Origin of the sequence: Hyphomicrobium sp., assembly GCF_036833075.1 — a bacterium.
GTDB lineage: Bacteria > Pseudomonadota > Alphaproteobacteria > Rhizobiales > Hyphomicrobiaceae > Hyphomicrobium_C.
Genome location: NZ_DAITQL010000002.1, coordinates 74,031 through 100,815, shown reverse-complemented (window position 1 = coordinate 100,815; position 26,785 = coordinate 74,031). Strand labels below are relative to the sequence as shown.

Sequence of the window (26,785 nt, the reverse complement as noted above, 5' to 3'; positions counted from 1 at the left end):
GGCGACCGGAAACAGCGGAAAGAGAGCGCCTTGCCACGGCGTCTCCCGACGGCAGGCCGTATCGTCTCCGCCGCTCAATGGCCCCGGCCCTCATCGAGGGGCGGAGCGGACGCGCAGCAAATCCATTGATTTCTACGCTTTACGACGAACGGCGGCGCGGGAGATGTTCCTGGCTCCTGATCAATTCTGGCCCATCGCGACCTCATCGCGTAATGAGATTGCGGCCGGGTATCAGAAAGGGATCGACAGTCATGCTCGCAAAGATCGGAGTCGTCACCGTGTCCGACCGCGCCAGCGCCGGGGTCTATGAGGATAAGGGCGGTCCGGCGATTATCGACGTGCTGGGCGAGATCCTCGTCTCACCGTGGCAGCCGGCCACGCGCCTGGTGGCGGACGATGTCGCAGAGATCGAAGCGGCCCTCATCCAATTGGCCGACATCGAGGCCTGCAGCCTCATTCTCACGACCGGCGGGACAGGGCCTGCCTTGCGGGACGTGACGCCCGAGGCCACGCAATCCGTATGCGACAAGATGTTGCCCGGCTTCGGCGAGCTGATGCGCCAGCAAAGCCTCAAGCAGGTTCCGACCGCCATCCTATCGCGGCAAACCGCTGGAATCCGTGGGCGAACGCTGATCGTCAATCTTCCGGGCCGGCCGGGGTCGATACGCCTCTGCATGCTCGCGGTCTTCCCCGCAGTCCCCTATTGCGTCGACCTCATCGGCGGAGCGCGGCTCGAAACCGACCCGGCGAAATGCCAGGCGTTCCGGCCGCCGTCATAGATCCATTTACGGATCTCGCATCCGCGAGAAGCCGGCGCCCGTCAGCCGGATTGCACTCGGGTCGGCAATGCCGCATGCGGTCGCCCCGCGATATTTGATCTAGATCCCCTCGCGCCGCACGCGAATCTGCTCACGTCCCGCCTCTCGACACGAGATTTCGAGGGGAAGCACGAATGACGATGAGAACTCTGAGTTCATGGGCTGCAACGGTGGCCGTTGCGTTGAGCGCCACCACTGGTCCCGTCCTCGCGGACGAAACCGGCCTCGCAGTTCTGCACGATTTGCGCAAAGAAGGCGGCCGCAGCTGCTTCCTCGACCATTTCCACTACGGCAGCAGCGCCAAGGAGCAGACGCGTGCGTCTGCGGAACGCGCAGCCATCAAATCCTGGGCCGAATTCGTGGATCTGGAGTACGGCAGCGACTGGGCGCGCTTCTCACGTGCCGCCAGCAAATCGGTGAAGTGCGAGCAATCTGTCGCAGGTTGGGGCTGCTCGGTCCAGGCCAGGCCCTGCAAGTAAGCGGTGCGTTCGCATCAGGGGACTGGCCCCTGATGGGGAGGCCGGCCGGTGGCGTGCGGGCCCGGCCTCCACGACCCAGGCAGCCTAACATAGGTCAAGAGCCTCGCAAAAACGTTCAACCATAGTGTGTGCTGCGTGTTCCTCCGGTGAACCGGCGAGGCAAGGGCGTTTGGATGACAGTTGCGACGCAAAGCTTTACGCGAAGCACGGGCGCCCGAGCCGCGCATGGCTGCCGCCACTGCCCCGTCAGAGAACGAGCGCTTTGCTGCGCATTGCCCGCTTCGGGTGCCGCGGCGCTCAACCGGATGTCTCACACCCGGCGCTTCGTGGCCGGACACGTCATTCATAACGACTATCTCGATCCGAATTGGTTTGCCTTCATCATTTCCGGCGTGGTCAAGCTGGTGAAAACGCAGCCTGACGGTCGCCAGCAGATCGTCGGCCTGCTTTTTCCCTCGGACTTTATCGGCCGCCCCTACTCTCGAAACAATTCGCTCATTGCGGAAGCCGCAACCGATCTCGATGTCTGCTGCTTTCCGCGAGCGGCCTTCGAGGATCTGATGTTCGAATATCCCTCGCTCGCGCAAGCGTTCCTGAAGCGCACGCTCGAGCAGCTCGACGCCTCTCGCGAATGGATGTTCGTTATAGGTCGAAAGACTGCCGAGGAGAGACTGGCAAGCCTTCTCCTTCTGATCGCGAATCAGATGACGCGCGCACGCCCCGAAACGAAAGACCCGCGATCCTCCTTGACATTCGATTTGCCGCTCTCGCGCTCCGAGCTCGCAGACTGCCTGGGTTTGACCATCGAGACGGTGAGCCGGCAGATCCGAAACATGAAATCCCAGCGCGTGCTTGTCGCGGAAGGCCGGCGCAGGGTGACGATCCCGTGCCTCGCCGCATTGAGTGCCGCCGCAGGCGGGGTTGTCTGACGGGGCTTCCTCTCGGAACGCCCGCTCTCCAGTCATGAGTTCGGCGCTCTCTTTGCCGGTTCCCTGTGGTTTGCGCAGCGAGGTGAGGAGCGATCCGGTGACGGCCCCCATGCGAACTCTGACCGCACCGGTTGCGGCATTGGTGATCGTCTCCGTCTTGGTGGGCGGTTGCACCGGAAGTCAGGATATTCCCGCCCGCGGTCAGGGCGACGTCCGCGAAACGATCCGTCTGTCGCAAGCCGAACGCGAGACCTTCCGCCGCGGCATGCGCCAATACCTTGCGAGCGTGCAAGGCATCGTCGAGGCTCTCGCTCACAGCAACCGCGCACAAATATCTGAGAGCGCACAAAAAGCAGGCATGGACATGCTGCGGGGCGTCTCCGTCTCGGTCGCAGTCCACCTGCCGCCGGAGTTTCTGATGCTGAGCATGGACACGCACCAGAAGTTCGACGCGCTCTCACGTTCGGCCGAAGCCGGAGACTCCAAGGCGGAGACAACGGCGCACCTCGGCGCCATCCTGGCGAACTGCACCGCTTGCCATGCGAAATATCGGCTTTCTCCAAACTGATCTCAGTTTGCCGAAACGTTTCGCCGGCGCTTCGTCTCCCGAAATGGGACACGTCCCGCGACATACTGCCTTTCAGCCGGCAATTTAACCGACATCAATTTCTGGATCTGCGTCGAGGGCGATAGTCGAACTGCAAAGAAGCAGAACGAGAGGACGCTCCAGCCCCGCGTGCTGCGGGAGGTGAACACCGATCAAACGGCCTCACCGTTCCGATAACTCCGCCGGCAAACGGCGGTCGATAAACTTTTCGGCGGTAGCGGACGCTCGTCGGTGGATTTCCGAACAATCACGTGCAGGACCAGCCGTCATATCCAATTGACTACAGCGGTCCTACACCAGTTCCTGCCAGGAGGCAAGAATGAAACCCGCCGCAGCCATTGAAGGTCAGAGCCGGGCGCTGGCGCTCTCGACAATTGCGTTTACGGTCTGCTTTGCAGTCTGGACCATATTCTCGATTATCGGCGTGCAGATAAAAGAGGAGATGGGTCTCAATGAAACCCAATTCGGACTTTTGGTCGGCACCCCGATCCTGACGGGATCGCTCATCCGCATCTTGCTCGGCATCTGGACGGATCAATATGGCGGCCGGCGCATCTACACGCTGGTCATGCTCTCGGCAGCCGCCGCAACCTGGCTCCTCACCTACGCTCAGACCTACCCGCAGATGCTTGTTGCGGCACTCGGCGTCGGCATCGCCGGCGGCGCCTTCTCCGTTGGAGTCGCCTACGTGTCGCGCTGGTACCCGGCCGGCAAGCAGGGAACGGCGCTCGGCATCTTCGGCGCCGGAAATGTCGGCGCCGCCGTCACCAAATTCATCGCGCCCTTCGTGCTGGTTGCTTACGGCTGGCAGACCGTTGCGCAAGTCTGGGCACTCGGGATCGCCCTCATGGGGATCATCTTCTGGTTCACGACCAGCGACGATCCCGTGCTGCGCGAGCGGAAACTGCGCGGCGAGAAGCCCCAGAGCGCCTGGCTCGAGCTTGCGCCGCTCAAGAATATCCAGGTCTGGCGCTTCGGACTGTATTATTTCTTCGTCTTCGGCGCGTTCGTCGCGCTCGCGCTATGGCTGCCCCGCTATCTGATCGGGGTTTACGGGGTCGACATCACCACCGCCGGCATGATTGCTGCGGCCTACTCGGTTCCGGCGAGCATCTTCCGCGCGTATGGCGGCCATCTGTCCGACAAGTACGGCGCACGGCGTATTCTGTATTGGACGTTTCTCGTCTCGATCGCCTGCACGCTCGTCCTGTCCTACCCGCCCACCGAGTACGTGGTGCGCGGCATAAAAGGCCCGATATCCTTCCAGATCGAAATGGGCCTCGTGTCCTTCACGATCATCATCTTCGTCCTCGGCTTCTTCATGAGCCTTGGAAAGGCGGCCGTCTACCGCCACGTCCCGGTCTACTATCCCAACAACGTCGGCGCCGTCGGCGGACTTGTGGGCATGATCGGCGGCCTCGGCGGCTTCGTCCTGCCGATCGTATTCGGCGCGCTCAACGACCTCACAGGGATCTGGACGAGCTGCTTCGCGCTCCTGTTCCTGATCGTGTCGACCTCGCTCATTTGGATGCACGTATCCATCCGGCGCATGGAGCATGAGGCAGCCGCAACCGATCTCACGCAGCTTCCGCAGCTTCCTGAGATGCTGCCGATCCACAAGCCGCACCACGTCGGCGCGATGGGGCCTGCGGTCATAGAGGACTGGCGGCCGGAGGATCCGGTGTTCTGGGAGCAGACGGGCCGCAAGATCGCGCGGCGCAATCTCTGGCTCTCGATTCCCTCGCTCCTGCTCTCATTCGCGATCTGGATGGTGTGGTCCGTTGTCGTCGCCCAGCTGCCATACGTCGGGTTCCAATACACGACCGACGAATTGTTCTGGCTCGCCGCGCTTCCCGGACTTTCCGGTGCCACACTTCGGATTTTCTATTCCTTCATGGTGCCGATCCTCGGCGGCCGGCTGTGGACCACCCTTGCGACCTGGTCTCTGATCTTCCCGGCGATCGGAATAGGCATGGCGGTGCAGAACCCCGATACGCCTTATTGGATCTTCCTGATCCTGGCCCTGCTTTGTGGGTTCGGCGGCGGCAACTTTGCGTCCTCCATGTCGAACATCTCGTTCTTCTTCCCGAAGAGCGAGAAGGGCAACGCGCTGGCCTTGAACGCGGGCCTCGGCAATCTCGGAGTGAGCGTCGCGCAGTTCCTCGTTCCGATCGTCATCACGATCGGCGTCTTCGGCTGGTTCGGCGGCGATCCCGTCACGGTGACGGAAGGAGACCGGCAATACCCGATGTGGCTGCAGAATGCCGGCTATATCTGGGTTCCGTTCATCGTCGCCTCCGCCTTCGCCTCGTGGTTCGGCATGAACGACATCGCCTCCGCACGGGCATCCTTCAGCGAGCAGTCGGTCATTTTCCAGCGCAAGCACAACTGGATCATGTGCTGGCTCTATACCGGAACCTTCGGATCGTTCATCGGCTATTCGGCCGGCTTCCCGTTGCTCGCGAAAACCCAGTTCCCCGACGTCAAAGTCTTCGCCTACGCCTTCCTCGGCCCTCTCGTCGGCGCATTGTCGCGCTCGGCCACGGGCTGGATTGCGGACAAATGGGGCGGCGCACGCGTGACCTTCTGGGTCTTCATCGGCATGGCGGTCGGCGTCACGGGCGTCCTCTACTTCCTCAGCATCGGAAGCTTCCCCGGCTTCTTCGCCATGTTCATCTTCCTGTTCCTCGTCAGCGGCATCGGCAACGCCTCGACGTTCCAGATGATCCCCGCGATCATGCGCAATGAGATGGGCCGCCTGATGCCCAATGCCGACGATCCGACGCGCCTGCGCAACGCCGAGAAGGAAAGCGCCGCGATCATCGGCTTCAGCTCGGCGATCGCCGCCTACGGCGCATTCTTCATTCCCAAGGGATACGGCTCCTCGATCGCCCTCACGGGCGGCCCGCAGGCAGCCCTTTGGGGGTTCTTCATCTTCTACCTCACATGCATCGCCATCACGTGGTGGGTGTACGCGCGCCGCGGCGGCCTGCTCTACGACATCGAGCGCGGCCGCAAGACATCGCTCGCACCCAGCATCCAACCGGCAGAATAAGCAGGGAGATAACGATATGAGCAATTTTCTCGATCGTATGACCTTCTTCAACCGCGTCGTCGATGATTTTTCGAACGGCCATGGCGTGGTCACACGCGAGGATCGTCGCTGGGAGGACGGCTACCGCAAGCGTTGGCAGCATGACAAGATCGTGCGTTCGACGCACGGCGCCAACTGCACGGGCTCCTGCTCCTGGAAGATCTACGTGAAAGGCGGGATCGTCACCTGGGAGACGCAGCAGACGGACTATCCCCGTACGCGCCCCGAGCTCCCCAATCACGAGCCGCGCGGCTGCGCCAGAGGCGCGAGCTACTCCTGGTATCTCTATTCCGGCAATCGAGTGAAATATCCGATGGTACGCTCGCGTCTGCTCAAGCTGTGGCGCGAGGCGCGGGCATCTCAGACGCCTGTCGCGGCCTGGGCCTCGATCGTGACCGATCCCAAAAAACGCGCCGCCTATACCAGGAAGCGCGGTCACGGCGGATTCGTGCGCGCGACCTGGGATGAGGTCAACGAAATCATCGGCGCGGCCAACGCCTATACGACGAAGGCGCACGGGCCCGATCGCGTCGCCGGCTTCTCGCCGATCCCCGCCATGTCGATGGTCTCCTACGCGGCAGGCGCACGCTACCTGTCGCTCCTCGGCGGTGCCTGCCTGTCGTTCTACGACTGGTACTGCGACCTGCCGCCAGCTTCGCCGCAGACTTGGGGCGAGCAGACGGACGTTCCGGAATCGGCCGACTGGTACAATTCCGGATTCCTCATCCTCTGGGGCTCGAACGTGCCCCAGACGCGCACGCCCGACGCCCATTTCTATACGGAAGCGCGCTACCGGGGCGCCAAGAGCGTCGTCATATGTCCCGACTATTCGGAAGCCTCCAAGTTCGGCGACATGTGGATCTCCGTGAAGCAGGGAACGGATTCGGCCCTCGCCATGGCCATGGGCCACGTGATCTTGCGCGAGTTCCATATCGACCGGCAGGCGTCCTACTTCGGCGACTACGTGCGCAAGTATACCGACATGCCGATGCTGGTCAGGCTCGTGGCACAGGATGGAAAGCTCGTGCCGGAGCGGCTCTTGCGGGCGTCCGACTTCACAGGTGGCTTCGGCGAGAGCAACAATCCAGAATGGAAAACCGTCGCCTACGACGACACGACGGGCGAGATCGTCGTTCCTCGAGGCTCGGTGGGATTCCGCTGGGGCGAGAAAGGCAAGTGGAACCTCGAGGAGAAGGAGGCGACCGGGCGCGACACCAAGTTGCGGCTGACACTGGCCGAGACCAAGGACGAGTTCGCCGACGTGGCGTTCCCGTACTTCGGCAACATCGAGCACGACCACTTCACCGGCACCGACCATCCGAGTGTTCTCAATCGGCGGGTTCCGGTGAAGAAGCTGCAGCTTGCCGACGGCGAGGCCCTCGTCGCCACCGTGTATGACCTCTTCGTCGCCAACTACGGCGTCGACCGCGGGTTCGGCGGCGATCACGTCGCCAAGAGCTACGACGAGAACGTGCCCTACACACCGGCCTGGGCCGAGCGGATCACCGGCGTCCCGCGCAACCAGATCATCACCGTTGCGCGCGAGTTCGCGCTCAATGCCGAGAAGACCCGTGGACGTTCCATGGTGATCATCGGCGCGGCGATGAACCACTGGTACCACATGGACATGAACTACCGCGGCGTCATCAACATGCTGGTGATGTGTGGATGCATCGGGCAATCGGGCGGCGGCTGGTCGCACTACGTGGGACAGGAGAAGCTGCGCCCGCAGTCGGGCTGGCTGCCGCTCGCCTTCGCGCTCGATTGGGGCCGACCGCCGCGCCAGCAGAACGGGACGTCGTTCTTCTACGCCCACAGCGACCAGTGGCGCTACGAGACCCTGGACGTCAAGGAGATCCTGTCACCGACCGCACCTCCCGGGCCATGGGACGGCGCCATCATCGACTACAACGTGCGCGCCGAGCGCATGGGCTGGCTGCCGTCCGCCCCGCAGCTCGAGCAGAACCCACTCACGCTCGTGGCCGCTGCCGCCGCCAAGGGCCTCGACGTCAAGGATTACCTCCCGCAAGCGTTGAAGTCGGGCGAGGTCAAGCTCTCGTGCGAGGACCCCGACAACCCGGTCAACTGGCCGCGCAACATGTTCGTCTGGCGCTCAAATCTTCTCGGCTCGTCGGGCAAGGGGCACGAGTATTTCCTGAAGCACCTGCTCGGCACGTCGCACGGCGTGATGGGGAAGGACCTCGGCCAGGATGGGCGCCAGAAGCCGCGCGAGGTCGTCTGGAACGACGAGGCGCCGGAAGGGAAGCTCGACCTCCTCGTCACGCTCGACTTCCGCATGTCGACGACGTGCGTCTATTCCGACATCGTGTTGCCGACGGCGACCTGGTACGAAAAGAACGATCTCAACACATCCGACATGCACCCCTTCATCCATCCGCTGACAGCGGCGGTGGATCCCGTCTGGGAGGCAAAGAGCGACTGGGAGATCTATAAGGGAATTGCCAAGGCGTTCTCGCGCGTTGCGCCCGAGGTGCTGGGCGTCGAAAAAGACGTTGTGCTGACGCCCATCATGCACGACACGGCCGGCGAGATCGCGCAACCGCTTGACGTCAAGGACTGGAAGCGCGGCGAGGTGGCGCCGATCCCCGGCAAAACCATGCCGCAGATCACCGTGGTCGAGCGCGACTATCCGAACCTCTACAAGCGCTTCACGTCGCTTGGGCCGCTCATGGACAAGCTCGGCAACGGCGGCAAGGGGATGGCCTGGAACACGCAGCACGAAGTCGAGTTCCTGCGCAAGTTGAACGGCGTCGTCACCGAGCCCGGCCCCACCAAGGGACTGGCCCGCATCGACACTGACATCGACGCGGCGGAGGTGCTCCTCACGCTTGCGCCGGAGACCAATGGCGAGGTCGCCGTCAAGGCGTGGGAGTCGCTCGGCGGGTTCACCGGCCGCGACCACGCCCATCTCGCGATCCCGAAAGAGGACGAGAAGATCCGCTTCCGCGATGTGGTGTCCCAGCCGCGCAAGATCATCTCCTCGCCAATCTGGTCGGGCCTCGAGTCGGAGAGCGTTTGCTACAACGCCGGCTACACCAACGTCCACGAGCTGATCCCCTGGCGCACGCTGACGGGCCGCCAGCAGCTCTACCAGGATCATCTCTGGATGCGCGCCTTCGGCGAAGGTTTCTGCGTCTATCGACCGCCGATCGATACCAAGACCGTCGGTCCGGTGATCAGCCGCAAGCCCAACGGCCATGACCCGGTCGTGCTCAACTTCATCACGCCGCATCAGAAGTGGGGCATCCACTCCACCTACACCGACAATCTCCTGATGCTGACGCTGTCGCGCGGCGGCCCGATCGTCTGGATCAGCGAGGCCGATGCCAAGAAGGGCGGGATCGTCGACAACGACTGGATCGAAGCCTTCAACAGCAACGGTGCGCTGGTGGCCCGTGCGGTCGTCTCGCAGCGGGTCAAGGAAGGCATGTGTATGATGTACCATGCACAGGAGAAGATCGTGAACGTGCCGGGCTCGCAGCTCACCGGCCAGCGTGGCGGCATCCATAATTCCGTGACGCGCGCCGTGCTGAAGCCGACGCACATGATCGGCGGCTACGTCCAGCAATCCTACGGTTTCAATTACTACGGAACCGTCGGCTCCAACCGCGACGAGTTCGTCGCCGTACGCAAGATGACCGAGATCGATTGGCTCGACAAACCGACCGCCGATCAGCCGGACGCCCTCACCCGAACCCCCACTGCGGAGGCAGCAGAATGAAAGTCCGCGCTCAAATCGCCATGGTGCTGAACCTCGACAAATGCATCGGGTGTCACACCTGCTCGGTCACCTGCAAGAACGTATGGACCAGCCGCGAAGGCATGGAATACGCGTGGTTCAACAACGTCGAGACCAAGCCCGGCATCGGATACCCCAAAGACTGGGAGAACCAGGATCGCTGGAACGGCGGATGGATCCGCAGGAAGAACGGCAAGATCGAGCCGAGGATCGGCTCGAAGTGGCGCGTCCTCGCCAACATCTTCGCCAACCCGGATCTGCCCGAGATCGACGACTACTACGAGCCCTTCACCTTCGACTACGAGCACCTGCAGAAGGCGCCCGAGGTGCCGGCGTTTCCGACCGCACGGCCACGCTCGCTCATCACCGGCGAGCGGATGGAGAAGATCCACTGGGGCCCGAACTGGGAGGAGATCCTCGGCGGCGAGTTCGCGAAGCGCTCGGAGGACTACAATTTCGAAGGCGTCCAGAAGGAGATTTACGGACAGTTCGAAAACACCTTCATGATGTATCTGCCGAGGTTGTGCGAGCACTGCCTCAACCCGGCCTGCGTCGCCTCCTGCCCCTCGGGCGCGATCTACAAACGCGAGGAGGACGGCATCGTTCTCATCGACCAAGACAAGTGCCGCGGCTGGCGCATGTGCGTCTCGGGCTGCCCGTACAAGAAGATCTATTACAACTGGTCGAGCGGCAAATCCGAAAAGTGCATCTTCTGCTATCCGCGCATCGAGGCCGGACAGCCGACCGTATGCTCGGAGACCTGCGTCGGGCGCATCCGCTATCTCGGCGTCGTGCTCTATGACGCCGACCGCATCGAGGACGCCGCGAGCGCGCCCGACGAGAAGGATCTCTACGAGGCGCAGCTCAAGATCTTCCTCGATCCCAACGACCCGAAGGTCATCAGCCAGGCACGTGCGGACGGCGTTCCCGACAACTGGATCGAGGGCGCCAGGCGCTCGCCGATCTGGAAGATGGCGATGGAATGGAAGGTCGCTTTCCCGCTGCATCCCGAATACCGCACCCTACCGATGGTTTGGTACGTTCCGCCGCTGTCGCCCATCCAATCCGCGGCCGAGGCCGGCAAGATCGGCCACGACGGCGAGATGCCCGACGTGCGTAGCCTGCGCATCCCGCTCAAATACCTCGCGAACCTTCTGACCGCCGGCAAGGAAGAGCCCATCGCGCTCGGATTGGAGCGCATGCTCGCCATGCGCGCCTATATGCGGGCAAAGACCATCGACGGGGTGATCGACGAAAGCATCGCCAAGGCAGTGGGGCTCACAGCGGCGCAGATCGACGAAATGTACCGCGTGATGGCGATTGCCAATTACGAGGACCGCTTCGTCATCCCCACCGCCCACCGCGAGCTCGGCGAGGACGCCTACAATCTGCGCGGCGCATGCGGGTTCTCGTTCGGCAACGGCTGCTCGGACGGGCGCACGGAGACGAATTTGTTCGGCGTACCGCAGAAATCCAAGACTCCGATGGAGGTCGCGTGATGAGGAGGACACTGAAGACGCTCTCGGTGCTGCTGACCTATCCCAGCGCCGAGCTGCAGGCGGCGGTTCCCGAAATGCAGGCCGCGCTCGACGCGGACGGCGTACTGACACGGGGCGCGCGGGACGGGGTCGGCCGCATTCTGCACGAGATCGCGACGGGCGATCTCTACGACGTCCAGGAGCGTTACGTGCTGCTGTTCGACCGCACGCGCTCGCTCTCGTTGCATCTCTTCGAGCATGTCCACGGCGAGAGCCGCGATCGGGGACAGGCCATGGTCGATCTGGTGCAGCTTTACGAGACGCATGGATTGGCGCTCGGCACATCGGAGTTGCCGGATTTCATCCCGCTGTTCCTTGAATTCCTGTCGGCCATTCCGGAAGCGGATGCGCGCCGAACACTTGCCGACACCGTTCATATTCTCGCAGCCCTGCGCCAACGCCTCGAGAAACGCGACTCGGCCTACGCGGGCGTGTTCGCAGCGCTCGAGGATTTGAGCGCGGGGAAACCGGACGTGGAAACTCTGGACGCACTCCTCGCCGGTCCCGACGATGACCCCAACGATCTCGCCGCCCTCGACGCGGCGTGGATGGATGAGGAGGTCAAGTTCGGACCGGGTGCCGACAGCGCCGCCTGCGGCACCGAGGGGATCGCTTCCAAGATCCGAGCGGCCCGACGCCCGGCGCCGGGGGTCGTGGTTCCGGGCCCCCAGCGCCCGGTCGTCACGCACACCCCGTCAACGCGAATTTGAGGGGACAGCCATGCAAGAAACAATCAATCATATCGTCTTCGGCTGGTATCCGTATGTCTGCCTGACCGTGTTCCTTCTCGGCTCGCTGGCGCGCTTCGACCGCGAGCAATACACGTGGCGGTCCGGATCGAGCCAGATGCTGCGCAAACGCCAGCTCACCTGGGGCTCCAACCTGTTCCACGTGGGCATTCTGGTCATTTTCTTCGGCCACTTCGTGGGTCTGCTCACGCCCATCTGGGTGTTCGACGCCCTCGGCATCTCGCACGAATTCAAGCAGCTGATGGCCATCGTGGTCGGCGGAATTGCGGGCGTCGCATGCTTCATCGGCATCACGCTCCTCGTTCACCGTCGCCTCTTCGATCCGCGCATCTTCAAGACGTCGTCCTTCGGCGACATCGCCGTTCTGCTGCTCCTCTATGCCCAGCTCACCCTCGGCCTGGCGACGATCTACATCTCGCTCGGCCATCTCGACGGCCACGAGATGGTCCGGTTCATGACCTGGGCGCAAGGCATTCTGACGCTGCAACCGGGCGTCTCGAGCCTGATCGCCGATGCGCACCCGATCTTCAGGGCGCACCTGTTCCTGGGCATGACGATCTTCCTCGTCTTCCCCTTCACGCGTCTCGTGCACATCTGGAGCGCGCCGGTCTGGTATCTGGGGCGGCGCGGCTATCAGGTGGTGCGCTCGCGCTCGGGCGCGAACGGCCAGAAACCGGCCGTGTCGCGGCCGCGGCCCCAACCTGCGGAGTGATGCGCGATGGGATGCTCGCTTCACACCGATCTTTCGGAAACACCCCGCACACGCGTTGCTGTCAATGGCGTCACCATTCCCCACCACGCCATTTCACGGGAGGCGCAGAACCACAAGGCGCGATCGCCATTGGCAGCGTGGACGGCCGCCGCCCGCGCCCTGGTCGTCCGCGCCCTCCTGCTCAGCGAGGCACGAAGGCTCAATATCACTGCGGGATCCCTGTGCGATGACCGGGGGCGTCGGGAGACCGACGAGGAGGCTATGATCCGGGCCCTCATCGAGCGCGAGGTCACGACTCCCGTGGCCGACATGAGCGCCTGCCGCCGATACTACGACCTCAATCGGCGACGTTTCCGTTCCGCCGATATCTTCGAAGTCTCGCACATTCTGTTCGCGGCCCGAAAGGACGACGCGCCCTCGTTCGACCGTGCGCGGGAGGCCGCAAACGCGGCCCTCGAAATTCTGGCGCGCGAACCGGGACGCTTCGCGGAGCTCGCCCGCGCTCATTCCGCCTGCCCGTCGGCCTCTCAAAGCGGCAACCTCGGCCAGATCACCGCTGGACAGACCACGCCCGAGTTCGAAGCCGCCATGCAGGATTTGGAGCCGGGCGCGACGACCGAGCATCCGGTCGAGACACGCTACGGCATTCATATCATCCGCCTGGAACGGAAGATCGCCGGTCAGGAACTTCCGTTCGAGCTGGTGCGCGAACGTGTTGCCGACTATCTCGCCGATCGGGTCCACAGAATCGCCGTCGCGCAGTATGTCGCCCGGCTCGCCGGGCGGGCCGAGATCGAAGGCGTCGCGCTGCCGATGCCAGCCGATCTGCGTGTCGCGTAAGGAGAGCCGTCATGCAGCTCGGCGCGCTCCTGTCCCGCTTCGATGACGAGACAGTCGTTCTCGAGACCTTGCTGGCGATGGGCGATCTGGCGCTGATGGCGCGCGTGCAGGCCGCGGCGGAAAGTGCAGGAATGGATGTCGCCGCGTGGGCGCATGAGGCCGTCGGCCGTTTCGTCACCTCCGCAGACGACGAACGCTGGCTTGGCCTCATGACGGCGTGCTCCAATGCGGCCGATCCCGGGTTGGCCGCGCTGCGGCGCATGATCGAGACCGCACTCCACGCCGACGAGCACATCTGTCGTTGAGCGCCCGGCTCACCAGAGCCAGAAGAGCAGAACCGGGCCGATGTTCACTGCCGCCACCGCAGCCGAGACCGCAACGACTGCCGCCATGCGCCTGAGGCGCGAATCCGTGTAGCGACGGGCGATGGCTCGCGCCAACGCCAGCGTCCAGAGCGAGGCGCCCACGAGCAATGCCATGCGTGCCGTGCTCACCCAGCCGAGCTGGAAACCTTCCGCGCACAGCAGCGTGACCGACAGGCTCGAGAGCTCGAGGAAGATGCTGCACCCCGCAACCGGGATCAGGCTTTGCGTCAGGTGGTGAAAACGCGGCCACGACCAGCGGCCCGCCGCGAGCGTGGCGCACGCGAGACTGAGCGAGATCACCGCGCTCAATATGGCCGCCGTCATGAACACGTAGGCGACGAGCACCGCGCCATCGAGCAGCGTCAGAACGTCGTTGTTGGCCGGGTAGTTGGTCAGGAGCCACCACGGCGCCGTGGTTTCGAGTGGCCAGACCATGCCCTGTCCGACGAGCCATCCGGCAAGGCTCTGCTTCATGGAGACGGTCCAAGGGCTCTGAGACCACTGGAAGGCGCCGGCCGCAATGCCGATCATGCCGACGATGATGAACACGCTCTCCCCGGCATTCGCCGTTTCTGCCGACACCTCGACGATCTCGTGATTGGGCGAGCGGCGGGCCAGCTGAACCGCGCCGCGAAAACCGCTGCAGCGGCCGCACATATGGCACTGGCTCGCCCCGCGCATGGTCCGGATGGGCACGAGCGGCGCACAGTCGATGCGCGTCGGCCGCGCCTTGGGGAGCTGCTGTGAGGCATGCCAGGCGTCGGCGTCGACCCGGAAATGCAAAGGCGCGAGCTTCGCCAGGACGCCGAAGACGCCGCTCACGGGACACAGGTAGCGGCACCACACGCGCTTGCGCCGTCCGAATGCCGCACCCACCGCGACCGCTGCCAGCGTGGACCCGCCGAGGATGAGGAGTGCCGGAGCCGGGTATTGGTAGACGCTGACCAGCTGACCATACACGGTGGTGGCTGCGAAGGCCGTGAACGGCCAGCCAGGCCATGTGATCCAGCGCGGGATCGCATGGCCGAGCCCGTGCCGGCTGGCGAACTCGCTGAGCGCGCCTTCCGGGCAGAGAAGCCCGCACCACGCGCGGCCCACCAAAACCGTACTGAGCAACACGAACGGCCACCAGAGCCCCCAGAAAACGAACTGGGCGAAGAGCGTCACGTCGGTCCAGATGTGGGCGAGGCGGTGCGGCAGTGGGAGAGCAGCCGGCACGATCAGCAGCAGAAGGTAGGCTGCGACCACGCCCCATTGGGTCTTCCGGATCGCGCGCTGATGGCGGAGCAGCCAATCCCCCAAAGCGCCCCAGACATCCGATCGCAACGGGATGGCCGGGAGAGCCGGAGCCGGGCGATCCTGCAGCTTCGATGCGGCGATCAATAGGCCCCCTTCTTTCCCGTTCCCGCATACACGAACTCATAGTCGAGCGTGAACGGCGCGAACCATTCGGCGACACCCGTCTCGCGGTCCGTATGGCGGCCGAAATGAGCGTGCTTGGCATCTCCCGGCGGACTGATCGTGAGGCGCAGCTTGTAGGAGCCCACCCCCGAGAGCTTGACGTTGTCCCCGTAGTGGGGGCCGTCGCTGGCCACCATGGGCATGAAGTCGCCGGTGACGGTCTCGCCGCCGACCTTGGTCAGCTCGTAGCGAACCGACAGGTAGGGCACCCACGACCCTTCCCGGAACCCGTTCCTGTTGTCCGCCGTCGCGCGGATATCGGCTTCGAGGTGAATGTCGGACAGGGCCGCGCTCCGCATCATGCCGGCCGGGTCCATCTCGACCGGCTGAAGATAGAGGGTCGCGATTTCCATGCCGTGGAGGGTCTGCGCAGAGCCGATCCTGTATTCGGCGGCGGTCGCGTGCGACGCGAGCCCGGCGACGGCCATGCAGGATATCGCAAGCCTTCTCGCGCAGGACATCTTGGCTGTCTCCCTGGAAATCTCCGCTCGCCCGGCGGACCCGCAGCGGGCGCGCCGTGCAGGCGACTAAAACATGACAATATTAGTATTGTTTTGCATGCCCCCAACTTGACTTTCGTCAAGTTATGGCTGCCGCTCGAGCCGCACGTCCGCGCAGACGATGCCGCGGCATCGTCGCTCGGGCGGAGCCGGGAGCGAAAAAAACCCCGATGCGGCGCGCCGCGATCAGGGCGCGGTCATGAGCGGAGCGTTCGCGAGGGCACTCAGGCCCTGCTTTCGCTGTCCGGACATCCTCGCCAGGAGGCCGACAGGACCGGGGTGTCGAGCGACAGAAGATCGATGGCGCGACGAGCGATCTGATCGATGATATCGGCCGCCGTTTCCGGCGCGAGATAGAAGGCCGGCACCGCCGGCGCGACAATGGCACCGTATTCCGTGACGGATACCATGGCGCGCAGATGGCCGAGATGCAGCGGGCTCTCCCGCACCACCAGCACCAGCCGCCGCCGCTCCTTGAGATGAACATCCGCGGCGCGGATCAGCAGATTGTCGGCAATCCCCGAGGCGATGGCCGACGTGGTCCGCATGGAGCAGGGCGCGACGATCATGCCCTCCGTCCGGAAGGAGCCGCTGGCAATCGATGCGCCAATATCGCCGATCGGGTGGCGGCAGGCGACCACGGTCTCGAGCGCGCGCAGCGCATCCGGTCCGGCCTCGTGCGCGAGCGTCCGTTCGGCCGCTTCAGACACGACGAGATGGACCTCGAGGCCCGGCATGGCGCTGAGAAGGGTGCCGATCCTGAGGGCAATGCGTGCGCCCGATGCGCCGCTGACGCCGAGGACGACACGTTTCGGCTCCATCAACGGTCTCCCTCGTGCGGCCGCGTGCCGTCGTCCAGTCCGAGCCGGTGCCACATCTCGTCCACGCGCGCGCCCACGTCCGGAGGCATCGCGAGCACCCGTCCCCACTCGCGTTCGGTCTCGGTGCCGATCTTGGTGGTGGCATCGATGCCGAGCTTTCCGCCGAGTCCCGACACCGGGGACGCGAAATCGAGATAGTCGATGGGCGTGCGATCGATGACCGTGAGGTCGCGCGACGGATCCATGCGTGTCGCGAGCGCCCAAGAGATATCCCGCCAGCTGCGCACGTCGATGTCCTCATCGACCACGATAATCACCTTCGTATAGGAGAACTGCATGATGAGGCTCCAGAGGGCCATCATCACGCGGCGCGCCTGGCCGGCGTAACGCTTGCGGATCGATACGACCGCCATGCGGTACGAGCAGGCATCGGGGGGAAGCCAGCAATCGACGATCTCGGGAAGCTGTCGGCGCAGGATGGGTATGAAAAGCTCGTTCAGTACCCCGCCTATGATTGAGGGCTCGTCGGGAGGACGGCCCGTATAGGTCGAAAGATAGATCGGGTCGGCGCGGCTGGTGACGGCGGTGACCCGCATCAGCGGGAACTCTTCGACAGAGTTGTAATAGCCGGTGTGATCGCCGAACGGCCCCTCGGGCCTCGTCTCATGCGGCGAGACGAGGCCTTCGATGACGATCTCGGCATCGGCCGGCACCATGAGCGGCACGCTCACACAGCGGGCAAGCCTGGGCCTCTCCCCCCGCAGAACACCGGAGAAGCGCAGCTCGGATATGGTCTCGGGAAGCGGAAGCACGGCGGAGAGGATCGTCGCAGGATCGGCGCCGATCACGATCGCGACCGGCATGTCGCGGTTTTCGCTTTGCCACATGCGATGATGCGCGGCGCCGCCCCGATGCGCCAGCCACCGCATGATGGCCTGATCGGCTCCCAGCACCTGCATGCGATAGATGCCGGCATTGTAGCGCGAGACGGACTCGTCGTCGGGCGGGCGCGTCAGGACGATCGGCCATGTGATGAGCGGGCCTGGCTCGCCCGGCCAGCAGGTCTGGATCGGAAGCCGGTCGAGCGCAATCTCCGGGCCGGTCGCCACGCGCTGTTGCACCGCCGGGCGGCTGACGAACGCCGGCGTCATGCTGAGTGCCGCCTTGACCGCCGGCCAGCGCTCTAGCACGCCACGAAGCCCGTCGACCGCATCGGGCTCCTTTAGCGCGCCAAGCAGCTCGCCGAGATGGCGGATCCCCTGAGGCGCAACGCCCAATCCCCAGGACACCCGAGCCGCGGAGCCGAAGAGATTAACGAGGACAGGCACGTTCGAGTGCGAGCCGTCGGCGCGCATCGGGCGCTCGAACAGCAGCGCCGGCCCCCCTCCTTCGAGGATGCGCCTGTGAACCTCCGTCATGTCGTGGACGACCGAGACCGGCTCGCTGACGCGCTTGAGCGCACCTCTCGCGTCAAGGAAGCTCAGGAAGGCGCGCAGGTCGCGAAATTTAGGCAAATGCCGCACGAGACGCGACCCTCCAAACATCGCTCGCGGCACTAAACACTGGACGTTTTCGAACGGATTGACCTCGGTTAAGCCCCGAGTCGGCAACTCTCTCTAAAGAAGAGCGCGTGAGAGGTGTCATGCTCGAGAGCGCATCGCAACAGGTCATACGCTTGCCCCGCATCTGCGCATGGGCCCTGAGGCCGTTGCCTCTGCCGCCCTTGCAGTTTGCACTCGAGCGCTTGCTGGCCAGCATTCTCAAGCGTCACCCTGATCTCATCAGCAGGCTCGCTCCCGTCGAGGGGCGGCGCATTGCCGTGGAACCGAGCGATCTTCCGTTCGTCACTCTCCTGAGTATTGGCAAGGGGACGATATCCCTGCGGGTCGCGCGTACGGTTTCGGACGAGGCTGCAGACTCCCGCATCAGAGGGCCTCTGCTGGCGCTGATCGGTCTCGTCGACGGGGTCTACGATGGCGACGCCTTGTTCTTCTCGCGCGACCTTGTGATCGAAGGCGACGTCGAGGCCGTGCTCGCTCTTCGTAACGCGATTGACAATGCGGACGTCGACATGATCGGCGAGGTCGCGGCGACATTGGGGCCGTTTGCGGCGCCGTTCGACCAGTCCGCTCGGGGCATCACGCGTCTTCTGGGGATCGCCCTTTCCGGCAACGACGGCTTCTATCGAGGGAATGCCCGGTGACAGCCATTGGCGCGCGATCGCTCGAACTCGTCTGCCCCGCAGGCACGCCTGGGGCCCTGCGCACGGCCATCGATGCAGGTGCAGACGCGGTCTATTGCGGGTTCCGAGACGAAACGAACGCCCGCAATTTTCCGGGCCTCAACTTCACCCGCGACGAGCTCGGCACCTCCATTTCCTATGCGCACGAGCGGGGCGCGAAGGTCCTGGTTGCCATCAATACGTTCGCGCGTGCTGGCGCCGTCGACCCCTGGCGGCAGGCCATCGACGACGCGGCGGCGCTCGGAGCCGATGCCGTCATTCTTGCTGATCTCGGGCTGCTCAGCTATGCGGCGGAGACACATCCGGGCCTGCGGCTGCATTTGTCCGTGCAGGCGGCCGCAGCCAGCGCCGACTCCATCCGGTTCTACGCGAAGTCCTTCGGCGTTAAGCGCGTGGTACTTCCGCGCGTGCTCAGCGTCGCCGAGATCGCCGCGGTAACCAGAGCCATCCCATGTGAGACGGAGACCTTCGCCTTCGGCGGTCTTTGCGTGATGACGGAAGGGCGGTGCTCGCTGTCCTCCTACGCCACCGGAAAGTCGCCGAACATGAACGGCGTCTGCTCCCCTGCGAGCCACGTCAGCTACCGCGAGGACGGCGACAGTTTCGTCTCGCGCCTTGGCGATTTCACGATCAACCGCGCCGCCGCAGATCAGCCCGTCGGCTATCCGACCCTCTGCAAGGGGCGCTTCAAGACGGCGGTCAAAGAGGGGTATCTCTTCGAGGAGCCGGTGAGCCTCGACGCGCGTCGGCTTCTTCCGGCTCTGCGCGACGCCGGTGTCACGGCGATCAAGATCGAGGGGCGGCAGCGCAGCCGCGCCTACATCAAGGCTGTCGTCAGCGCGTTTCGCGCGTCATTGGACGCACTCGCTGCCGGAAAAAACATTCCGGTCGACTCGCTCGCATCGATCGCCGAGGGGCAGAGCGTCACCGGAGGGGCCTACCAGAAAACATGGCGATGAGGAGCAAGACGGTCAAACATGTCTCGGATATCGTTGACTCTCGGGCCCGTGCTCTTCAACTGGCCGGTCGAACGCTGGCGCGACTTCTACGCGCGCATCGCTGACGAGGCGCCCGTCGACCTCGTCTGCCTCGGCGAGGTCGTCTGCTCGAAGCGCCAGCCCTTCTTTACCGAAGCGCTCCCCGACGTGATCGAGCGTCTCGAACGCGCCGGCAAGACGGTGATGCTGACCTCGCTGGCGCAGCCGACGCTCGCGCGCGAGCTCAAATACGGCGCGTCTCTCGCGGATGCGCCGCAGATGGTGGAGGCCAACGATGTCTCCATGATCCCTCACCTCGCCGGCCGTCCACACGCCATCGGGCCTCTGCTCAACGTGTACAATGAAGCCGCCGCCTTGTTCCTGATCCGGGGCGGGGCCCGTCGGATCGCGCTTCCCCCCGAGCTGCCGATGACGTCGATTGCCGCCATCGCCGCCGCCGCGCCCGAAACGGAGATCGAGGTGTGGGCGTTCGGGCGCATTCCGCTCGCCATCTCGGCCCGCTGCTACCACGCGCGGGTGCACGGGCTCACCAAGGATTCTTGCCAGTTCGTGTGTGAAAAGGATCCGGACGGCCTTCGAGTGGACACGCTCGACGACGAAAAGTTCCTGACCATCAACGGCGTGCAGACGCTCTCTCATACCTACTGCAATCTGGTCCCCGAGGCGAAGCAGCTCGGAGAGATCGGCGTCTCCGCGCTGCGTCTTTCGCCGCACACGTGCGACATGGTCGCCGTGGCAAAAATCTTCCGCGACGTTCTCGACGACCGACGCGAGCCGGAGCAGGGCATGCGCCTCCTGCGCGCCATCGAGCCCAGCGCCGCCTATTCGAACGGCTTCGTGCACGGCGCAAACGGAGCGCTCTATGTCATGGGTTAGGAGACATGACCTGAGATGAAGGCACCGACCGTCACCGTCGTTGGCGCCGGCATCGCCGGCTTGTGGCAGGCGTACACGCTGGCCCACCGAGGGTACGCCGTTCATCTCGTCGATCGCGCCAAGATTCCCTTCAACAAAACCGCGAGCGCCTACGCCGGAGCCATGCTGGCTCCGTTCTGCGAACGTGAGGGCGCGTCTCCGATCGTGCAGGATCTCGGACTGAGGTCGCTCGATATCTGGCGCTCGACATTCGGAGGCGTGGTCAGCAACGGCACGCTGGTCGTCGCGCTTCCGCGGGACCGAAGCGAGCTCATCCGTTTCTCGCGGCTGACCGATGGGCATCGATCGCTCGGGCCCGACGACGTGGCTGAGCTCGAGCCGGATCTCGGAGGCCGCTTCGAGACCGCCCTCTTCTATGCGGAGGAAGCGCACCTCGAGCCGGCGGCGGCCGGGGCATTCCTCCTGCGAACCATGCGCCGTCTCGGAGCCAAGATCACATTCGATCAGACCTGGTCGGAGGACGACGGCTCGGACTACGTGATCGACTGCCGCGGGATGGGCGCCAAAGAGGACGTGACGGCGCTTCGCGGCGTCAGAGGCGAGCGGCTCATCGTTCAAAATCGCGACATCTCGCTGAGGCGTCCGATCCGCCTCCTCCACCCGCGCTCGCCGCTCTATGTCGTTCCCTGGGACATGGGGACCTACATGATCGGCGCCACGGTCCTCGAGAGCGACGAGCAGGGTCCCGTCACGCTGCGTTCGGCCATGGATCTGCTCGCCACGGCCTATGCCCTGCACCCGGCTTTCGGCAACGCCCGCATCGTGTCGATCGATGCCGGAGTGAGGCCGGCCTTTCCCGACAACATCCCGCGGGTGATCGTGTGCGGCCGGAAGATCATCGTGAACGGCTTCTACCGCCATGGATTCTTGCTCGCCCCGGCGCTCGCGGAGCTCGTCGCAGACTATCTGGCGGGGAGCGTGGTCCTCAGTCCTCTCATCAGCGAAGAGTGAGCCCCCATCACGGATGGCGCCCGCCGCCGGTGCGTTTTCAAGCGAAGTGGGCACCACTTCGCGTTAAGAAAACGCGTCAAACCAAAAGCAAAGAGCCTCGCCTCTGAGGCGAGGCTCTAGGCAAGCTCTTTCAGGATGCGCTGGATCCGCGCCCTGCCGCCGGTCGCGTAAGCGTTGTGGACCTGAACCAGCTTGGCTCCGGCACCGATGCGCGCCCTGACATCGTCCGCCGACCCGACCTCGCCAACGTTGATCAGCGCCAATCCGTCGAGATAGGTCGAGATCGCGGCGATCCGATCGAGGCAATTCGACACCAGGACGATGCCGTCGAGACTGCTGACACGCGCCGCCATGATCGCGGCAGGAAAGCTCGTCCCGTGCAGCCCCGCGTCGAGCTTGAGCAGCAGCGGCACGCGATAGCCACCGACGGCCGACAGGACATCCCGTACCACGGTGAGACGATTGACGAGCGTTGCAACGCCCGCCGTGTTGCCGTTCCGACGCAGATCCGGCGCACTGAGATTGGCGACCACGTAGTCGCAGTGTCCGAACACCCGCTTCAACGTCGTCGTGTAATCCTCGATCACGCGCTCGTCGAGCCCAGGGCGATCGCTGCCGATATTGATGCCGACGCGCAGGGACGGAAGCCGGCCGGGTGGGCCCACGTATCCAGTCGCGGGCGTGATCGTGCCGACCTCGACGTGCCCGAACCCGCATGCGCGAAGGGACGGCACCAGCTCCCCCGTGCGGTCGCATCCGGCGGCGAGCCCCAACGGATTGGCGAACGACAGGCCCATCGCAGTGACCGGACGGCCCGGCGGGGGGCAGGCCGTCGCCGACCCGGCCAATCCGCTGCCCTGACGATACGGCCTGTTCTTGTGCAAGCTGTGCATCGCTACCCTCTGCGGCGTTTGAAATCGGACATGAAGCTCACGAGCGCATCGACGGAGCGCTCCTCAACGGCGTTGTAGAGGGATGCGCGGATGCCACCGATGGCGGGATGGCCGCGCAGGTGCAAAAGTCCCCTCGCCTGCGCCTCTTCGAGAAACATGAGATCGAGCGCCGGGTCATGGAGACGAAAGCACACGCTAATCGACGAGCGATGCGGCGGCGGCGCCGGACAGCGGTAGAACTCGCCGTCGATCGCGGCATAGAGCTTGGCGCTCTTCCTCTTGTTCCTCTCCTCGGCCGCTGCGAGTCCGCCGGTCTTCCGGAGCCAGCCCAGCATCCGGGCCGCCACCAGCACGGCGAACGTCGGCGGGGTGTTGACCTTGGATTTGGCTTCAGCCTGGCGCGCATAGTCGAAGGGCGCCGGCGTCCCGCTTCTGGCGCGACCAAGAAGATCCCTGCGCACGATCACGATCGTGAGGCCCGCCGCACCCAGGTTTTTCTGGGCGCTCGCATAGATCACGCCAAAGCGCTCCACGGGAACGGGACGCGTGAGAAAATCGGCCGTCATGTCGGCGACAACGGGAACGTCCGACGCCTCGGGATAGGAGTGGAATTGCAGGCCGTTCGCCGTTTCGTTGGTCGTGAAGTGGCAATAGGCCGCGTCGTGAGACCGGTCCCATTCGCCGGGCGGCGGCAACGACCCCTCGTCCCGGGACTCGATGATGCGCACGTCGCACCACGGGCGGGCTTCCGCGATCGCACGCCTCGACCAGTGCCCACTTTCGACATAGTCGCAATGCTTGAGCCCCCCGAGAAGGTTCATGGGAAGCAGAGAGAATTGCGCCGATGCTCCGCCCTGCAGGAAAAGCACGCTGTAGGTGTCGGGAAGATCGAGAAGCGCCCTGAGATCGTGCTCCGCAAGCGCCAGAATGTCGGCGAACTCTTTCCCTGTGAACGGCAGCTCGAGCGCCGAGAGCCCGGAGTTTTGCCACACGGCGACATCGGAGCCCAGCGCCGCCCGCACATCGCGGGGCAGCATGGATGAGGCCGAGGCGAAACTGTGGATCGTCACGCCGGATCCCTTCATCCGAAGAGAAGGACGCCATGGGCTCCGCTGAGCATGAGCAGGAGCGTGGCCACCGAGAGAACGGTGTTGGTCCGCGAGGACAGGAATGTGATGCGGGAGCACCGCAGGCGCTCCTCGGTCGAAGCCGGGATGAAGCCCAGAACCTTCTTCTGGTGGGGCCACAGGACAAACCAGAGGTTCATCACCATCAGAGTTCCAAGCCACGCACCGAGGCCGATGGTGGCCGACGGCCCGGAGAGAGCGAGAGCGTCGAAAAGATCGCCGCGCCGCCACAGCATATAGACGCCGGTCGCGAGCACGATCAGCGACGCATGACGGAAGATGCCGTGCTCGCGTTTCGAGGCGCCGATGAAGACCGCACGCACGTTCTCCGGAGGATCGGCCGGCAGGACGCGCCGGAACACCGGTGTCTGGACCACATTAACCCAGTTGTGCCCGACCCAGATGATGACGCCCGCGACGTGGAGAAACCGTGCCGCGAGGTCCAAGGCTCCGAAATCCATTCTGTGTTCCTGCTTGTGCGTCAGTCGACGCCTGCGCGCCTCGGCGTGCCGCCTTCACGCATGATCAGGGGCTTTGAGCCGCAGCTCCCGCGCCTCTCGGCACCAGCAACCAGATCGTCGATGAGGTGCCTGTGGGGCGACTTGGCGCAGACGGGATCCGTGTTCGCCGCATCGCCCGTCAGCAGGAAGGCCTGGCAGCGGCATCCGCCGAAGTCCTTTTCCTTCTCGCTGCAGCTTCGGCAGGGCTCCTTCATCCAGGAATCGCCCCTGAACTCGTTGAAAGCCTGCGACGTCTTCCAGATCCAGTCCAGGCCGTGCTCGCGCACGTTCGGAAATTCGATGCCTTTGATGAGGCGCGCCTCCTGGCAGGGCAGCGCCGTCCCGTCCGGCGCAATCGTCAGATGGATCGATCCCCAGCCGTTCATGCAGGCTTTGGGGCGTTTGTCATGGTAGTCCGGTACGACGAAGTAGATGGTGAGCTTCTTGCCCAGACGCTCACGCGCGGCGTTGACCTGGGCCTCCGACCGGACGAGTTGCTCGCGCGTGGGCAAGAGCTCGGCGCGGTTCAGAAGCGCCCAGTTGTAGTACTGCAGGTTCGCGAGCTCGATGTATTCGACGCCGAGATCGGCTGCGAGCTCGATGAAGGCTTCAGTATGATCGATGTTGTAGCGGCTGACCGGCACGTTCAGGACCATGGGAAACCCCTCGGCCTTGATCTCGCGCGCGATGGCAATCTTATGGTCGAACACGTCGAGCCCAACGAGCTTCTCGTTGAGCTCCTGATCGCAGGCTTGCAGGCTGAGCTGGACTTGCTTCAACCCGGCCTTCTTCAGTGCGCGAAGCCGTTTCGAATTTAACCCTACGCCTGACGTGATCAGGTTCGTGTAATACCCGAGCCGATCCGCTTCCGCGACCAGCTCCTCGAGGTCGCGCCGCAGCATCGGCTCGCCTCCCGAGAAGCCAAGTTGCAGCGACCCCAGCCGGCGCCCCTCGCGCAGGACCTCTTTCCATTCGCTCGTGGTGAGCTCATTGCGATAGCGGTCGAAATCGACCGGATTGCTGCACCAGGGACATTTGAGCGGGCACTTGTACGTCAGCTCGATCACGAGCCAAAGTGGCATGCCCAGGCCGTCAAGACTTAATCCGGATCCAGCCTTTGGCATGGGCGACCTCCAAGAATTTGAGAACCTCAGCGTCGAGATCGGGTTTGCGATAGCGGCGCGCGAGCTCCGCGGCGCCCTCTGCGATCGATGCGGCCCCCGTGCACGCTTCGAGGATCGCGGCCGCGGTCTGGTTCAGCTTCACGATCCCTTCAGGATAGAGGAGCACATGCGCCTGTTGCGGCTCTTCCCATCGGAAGTGGTAGTTCGGATTGAGCTCGACCACGTCCTTGAGCCCGAGCTGCCTCTCAGCTTGCATGCGCTCCTCCACGATCGGGGGCCGTCTCCGGCACCCCGCCCCCTTAGCGAACGTAAACGTAAGCGGTCACTTCGAAGCCGAGACGCACATCGCAATAAGCGGGCGCAGCCCAGACAAGCGTCGTGGTCTCATCGAGGCAGGCGGCATCCAGGGATGTCATCGCGAATTTCCTCCTTTTTTCATGTAAGAGGCCGTTGCGACCTCGCGCGCACTATCCCCGCCTGCCTTTCGGGGCCTTTTGACTTCCGTTAAGCGGAGGGTGGGAGCCGGCGCCGGGAAAGGGCGCGCTCACGCTGTTTTGATGATCTGTCTGCTGTAGGACAGGAAGCCGTGCCTATGCATCATCATCGGGCGCGTACTCGACAAAGCTCAGAAGGCTACGGACATCGGCGATGCTGACGGTCCCACGCTCGACCGTCACGCCGTATGCGCGGAGCTGAGCCAGCGCCCGCGAGAAGCTCTCCGGCTTCATGCCGAGCCGGTTGGCAATCAGCCCCTTCTCGAAAGGCAGCTCGATGACCGCAGGGCCGTTTCTGACTTGCGTCATGCGGACCATGAAATCGGCAATCCTTTGCGGCGCCGAGCGCACCTTGATCTGCTCGATCTGCTCGACGAGGAACTTGAGCTGATAGGAGGCGGACGCGAGCATCGACATGGCGAGCACCGGACGCTCCTCGATGCGCGTGCGAAAGGCCGCGCCATCCACTCGGAGAAGGCGGGAGGGCGCTGCAGTCTCTCCACTTGCCGGATAGCGCCCGCCGAGAAATATGGCGGCCTCGGCAAAGGTCTCGCCGCTTTTGAAGACGTGCAGAACGACCTCGAGCCCATCCGGGGTCGTGCGATAGATCTTCACCCATCCGTCGAGAACGATGAAGAAGGCATCCGCAGGCTCTCCCTGCATGAAGAGCGTGACGCCCTTCTCGTAATGGCGCGGCACAGCGTTACCGACAAGCGCTTGCGCCGTCTGCGATGCCATCGCCCCGAAAAGCGGGGTGGACTTGACGATATCCCAGTCCGCTGCGTCCATGATCTGGCGAGAGCCTGGATGTTCGATTTCTGCTGCGTGTCCTCTTGCGCCATTCTGC

General features: G+C 64.2%; 26 protein-coding genes. 15 read left to right on the top strand and 11 right to left on the bottom strand.

What is annotated here, in order from left to right:
* The first annotated feature begins 251 nt into the window (after positions 1–251).
* The 11 genes from mog to V7082_RS01445 all read left to right on the top strand — a co-directional run bounded on the left by mog (position 252) and on the right by V7082_RS01445 (position 13,831).
* A complete protein-coding gene (mog, locus tag V7082_RS01495) occupies positions 252–779 on the top strand; it encodes a molybdopterin adenylyltransferase (protein WP_334145726.1) in 528 nt (175 codons plus the stop codon).
* 173 nt (positions 780–952) lie between these two features.
* Positions 953–1,297, top strand: coding sequence for a hypothetical protein (locus V7082_RS01490; protein ID WP_334145724.1), 345 nt, complete (start codon positions 953–955; stop codon positions 1,295–1,297).
* Between the two features lie 305 nt (positions 1,298–1,602).
* Positions 1,603–2,226 carry a Crp/Fnr family transcriptional regulator gene (locus V7082_RS01485; protein ID WP_334145722.1) on the top strand — a complete coding sequence of 208 codons (624 nt, stop codon included), beginning with the start codon at positions 1,603–1,605 and terminating at the stop codon, positions 2,224–2,226.
* A 34-nt stretch (positions 2,227–2,260) separates the two neighbouring features.
* On the top strand, positions 2,261–2,794 hold the full coding sequence (locus tag V7082_RS01480) for a hypothetical protein (protein ID WP_334145720.1): 534 nt from the start codon (positions 2,261–2,263) through the stop codon (positions 2,792–2,794).
* Between the two features lie 358 nt (positions 2,795–3,152).
* Positions 3,153–5,888 (top strand): nitrate/nitrite transporter, encoded by a 2,736-nt coding sequence (locus V7082_RS01475; protein ID WP_334145717.1) that lies wholly within the window; start codon positions 3,153–3,155, stop codon positions 5,886–5,888.
* Positions 5,889–5,904: 16 nt separating this feature from the next.
* The gene (locus tag V7082_RS01470; protein WP_334145715.1) at positions 5,905–9,669 is read left to right on the top strand and encodes a nitrate reductase subunit alpha; all 3,765 of its coding nucleotides are present in this window, start codon (positions 5,905–5,907) and stop codon (positions 9,667–9,669) included.
* Positions 9,666–11,186: a nitrate reductase subunit beta gene (narH, locus tag V7082_RS01465; RefSeq protein ID WP_334145713.1), complete on the top strand. Its 1,521-nt coding sequence runs from the start codon at positions 9,666–9,668 to the stop codon at positions 11,184–11,186. The genes V7082_RS01470 and narH overlap by 4 nt, the downstream gene beginning before the upstream one ends.
* Positions 11,186–11,935: a nitrate reductase molybdenum cofactor assembly chaperone gene (gene narJ / locus V7082_RS01460; protein WP_334145711.1), complete on the top strand. Its 750-nt coding sequence runs from the start codon at positions 11,186–11,188 to the stop codon at positions 11,933–11,935. The genes narH and narJ overlap by 1 nt, the downstream gene beginning before the upstream one ends.
* Positions 11,936–11,945: 10 nt before the next feature.
* Positions 11,946–12,686, top strand: a complete 741-nt coding sequence (gene narI, locus V7082_RS01455; RefSeq protein WP_334145709.1) for a respiratory nitrate reductase subunit gamma — start codon at positions 11,946–11,948, stop codon at positions 12,684–12,686.
* Positions 12,687–12,692: 6 nt separating this feature from the next.
* On the top strand, positions 12,693–13,526 hold the full coding sequence (locus V7082_RS01450; protein ID WP_334145707.1) for a peptidylprolyl isomerase: 834 nt from the start codon (positions 12,693–12,695) through the stop codon (positions 13,524–13,526).
* An 11-nt stretch (positions 13,527–13,537) separates the two neighbouring features.
* Complete coding sequence (locus V7082_RS01445; protein WP_334145705.1) at positions 13,538–13,831, top strand: hypothetical protein; 294 nt, start codon at positions 13,538–13,540, stop codon at positions 13,829–13,831.
* 9 nt (positions 13,832–13,840) lie between these two features.
* Here the strand turns inward: V7082_RS01445 and V7082_RS01440 are convergent, their stop codons facing one another.
* The 4 genes from V7082_RS01440 to V7082_RS01425 form a co-directional block, all read right to left on the bottom strand.
* Complete coding sequence (locus V7082_RS01440) at positions 13,841–15,274, bottom strand: 4Fe-4S binding protein (RefSeq protein WP_334145703.1); 1,434 nt, start codon at positions 15,272–15,274, stop codon at positions 13,841–13,843.
* A complete protein-coding gene (locus V7082_RS01435) occupies positions 15,271–15,813 on the bottom strand; it encodes an iron transporter (RefSeq protein ID WP_442909737.1) in 543 nt (180 codons plus the stop codon). Before V7082_RS01435 ends, V7082_RS01440 begins: the two co-directional genes overlap by 4 nt.
* A 263-nt stretch (positions 15,814–16,076) precedes the next feature.
* Positions 16,077–16,673, bottom strand: coding sequence for a UbiX family flavin prenyltransferase (locus tag V7082_RS01430; protein ID WP_334145701.1), 597 nt, complete (start codon positions 16,671–16,673; stop codon positions 16,077–16,079).
* Positions 16,673–18,217, bottom strand: a complete 1,545-nt coding sequence (locus V7082_RS01425) for a UbiD family decarboxylase (protein WP_334145699.1) — start codon at positions 18,215–18,217, stop codon at positions 16,673–16,675. Before V7082_RS01425 ends, V7082_RS01430 begins: the two co-directional genes overlap by 1 nt.
* Positions 18,218–18,315: 98 nt before the next feature.
* On the opposite strand from V7082_RS01425, the gene ubiT reads away from it, so the two are divergent.
* Genes ubiT through V7082_RS01405 form a run of 4 tightly spaced genes read left to right on the top strand, consistent with a single transcriptional unit; the run spans position 18,316 to position 21,800 of the window.
* The gene (gene ubiT, locus V7082_RS01420; protein WP_334145698.1) at positions 18,316–18,876 is read left to right on the top strand and encodes a ubiquinone anaerobic biosynthesis accessory factor UbiT; all 561 of its coding nucleotides are present in this window, start codon (positions 18,316–18,318) and stop codon (positions 18,874–18,876) included.
* On the top strand, positions 18,873–19,874 hold the full coding sequence (gene ubiU / locus V7082_RS01415) for a ubiquinone anaerobic biosynthesis protein UbiU (RefSeq protein ID WP_334145697.1): 1,002 nt from the start codon (positions 18,873–18,875) through the stop codon (positions 19,872–19,874). The genes ubiT and ubiU overlap by 4 nt, the downstream gene beginning before the upstream one ends.
* Positions 19,875–19,901: 27 nt before the next feature.
* A complete protein-coding gene (gene ubiV, locus V7082_RS01410) occupies positions 19,902–20,789 on the top strand; it encodes a ubiquinone anaerobic biosynthesis protein UbiV (protein ID WP_442909740.1) in 888 nt (295 codons plus the stop codon).
* Between the two features lie 15 nt (positions 20,790–20,804).
* Positions 20,805–21,800, top strand: coding sequence for an FAD-dependent oxidoreductase (locus V7082_RS01405; RefSeq protein WP_334145694.1), 996 nt, complete (start codon positions 20,805–20,807; stop codon positions 21,798–21,800).
* A 116-nt stretch (positions 21,801–21,916) separates the two neighbouring features.
* Here V7082_RS01405 and V7082_RS01400 read toward each other — a convergent pair whose 3' ends face one another.
* The 7 genes from V7082_RS01400 to V7082_RS01370 all read right to left on the bottom strand — a co-directional run bounded on the left by V7082_RS01400 (position 21,917) and on the right by V7082_RS01370 (position 26,727).
* On the bottom strand, positions 21,917–22,693 hold the full coding sequence (locus V7082_RS01400; protein ID WP_334145692.1) for a dihydroorotate oxidase: 777 nt from the start codon (positions 22,691–22,693) through the stop codon (positions 21,917–21,919).
* A 2-nt stretch (positions 22,694–22,695) separates the two neighbouring features.
* Positions 22,696–23,763, bottom strand: coding sequence for a 3-phosphoserine/phosphohydroxythreonine transaminase (gene serC, locus V7082_RS01395; protein ID WP_334145690.1), 1,068 nt, complete (start codon positions 23,761–23,763; stop codon positions 22,696–22,698).
* Between the two features lie 11 nt (positions 23,764–23,774).
* Positions 23,775–24,281, bottom strand: coding sequence for a urate hydroxylase PuuD (locus tag V7082_RS01390; protein ID WP_334145688.1), 507 nt, complete (start codon positions 24,279–24,281; stop codon positions 23,775–23,777).
* Positions 24,282–24,301: 20 nt separating this feature from the next.
* Positions 24,302–25,402, bottom strand: a complete 1,101-nt coding sequence (gene pqqE, locus V7082_RS01385; protein ID WP_334145686.1) for a pyrroloquinoline quinone biosynthesis protein PqqE — start codon at positions 25,400–25,402, stop codon at positions 24,302–24,304.
* A 10-nt stretch (positions 25,403–25,412) separates the two neighbouring features.
* Positions 25,413–25,700: a pyrroloquinoline quinone biosynthesis peptide chaperone PqqD gene (gene pqqD, locus V7082_RS01380; protein WP_334145684.1), complete on the bottom strand. Its 288-nt coding sequence runs from the start codon at positions 25,698–25,700 to the stop codon at positions 25,413–25,415.
* Between the two features lie 43 nt (positions 25,701–25,743).
* Positions 25,744–25,860 carry a pyrroloquinoline quinone precursor peptide PqqA gene (gene pqqA, locus V7082_RS01375; protein ID WP_334145682.1) on the bottom strand — a complete coding sequence of 39 codons (117 nt, stop codon included), beginning with the start codon at positions 25,858–25,860 and terminating at the stop codon, positions 25,744–25,746.
* 174 nt (positions 25,861–26,034) lie between these two features.
* Positions 26,035–26,727: a Crp/Fnr family transcriptional regulator gene (locus V7082_RS01370; protein ID WP_334145680.1), complete on the bottom strand. Its 693-nt coding sequence runs from the start codon at positions 26,725–26,727 to the stop codon at positions 26,035–26,037.
* Between the last annotated feature and the right edge of the window lie 58 nt (positions 26,728–26,785).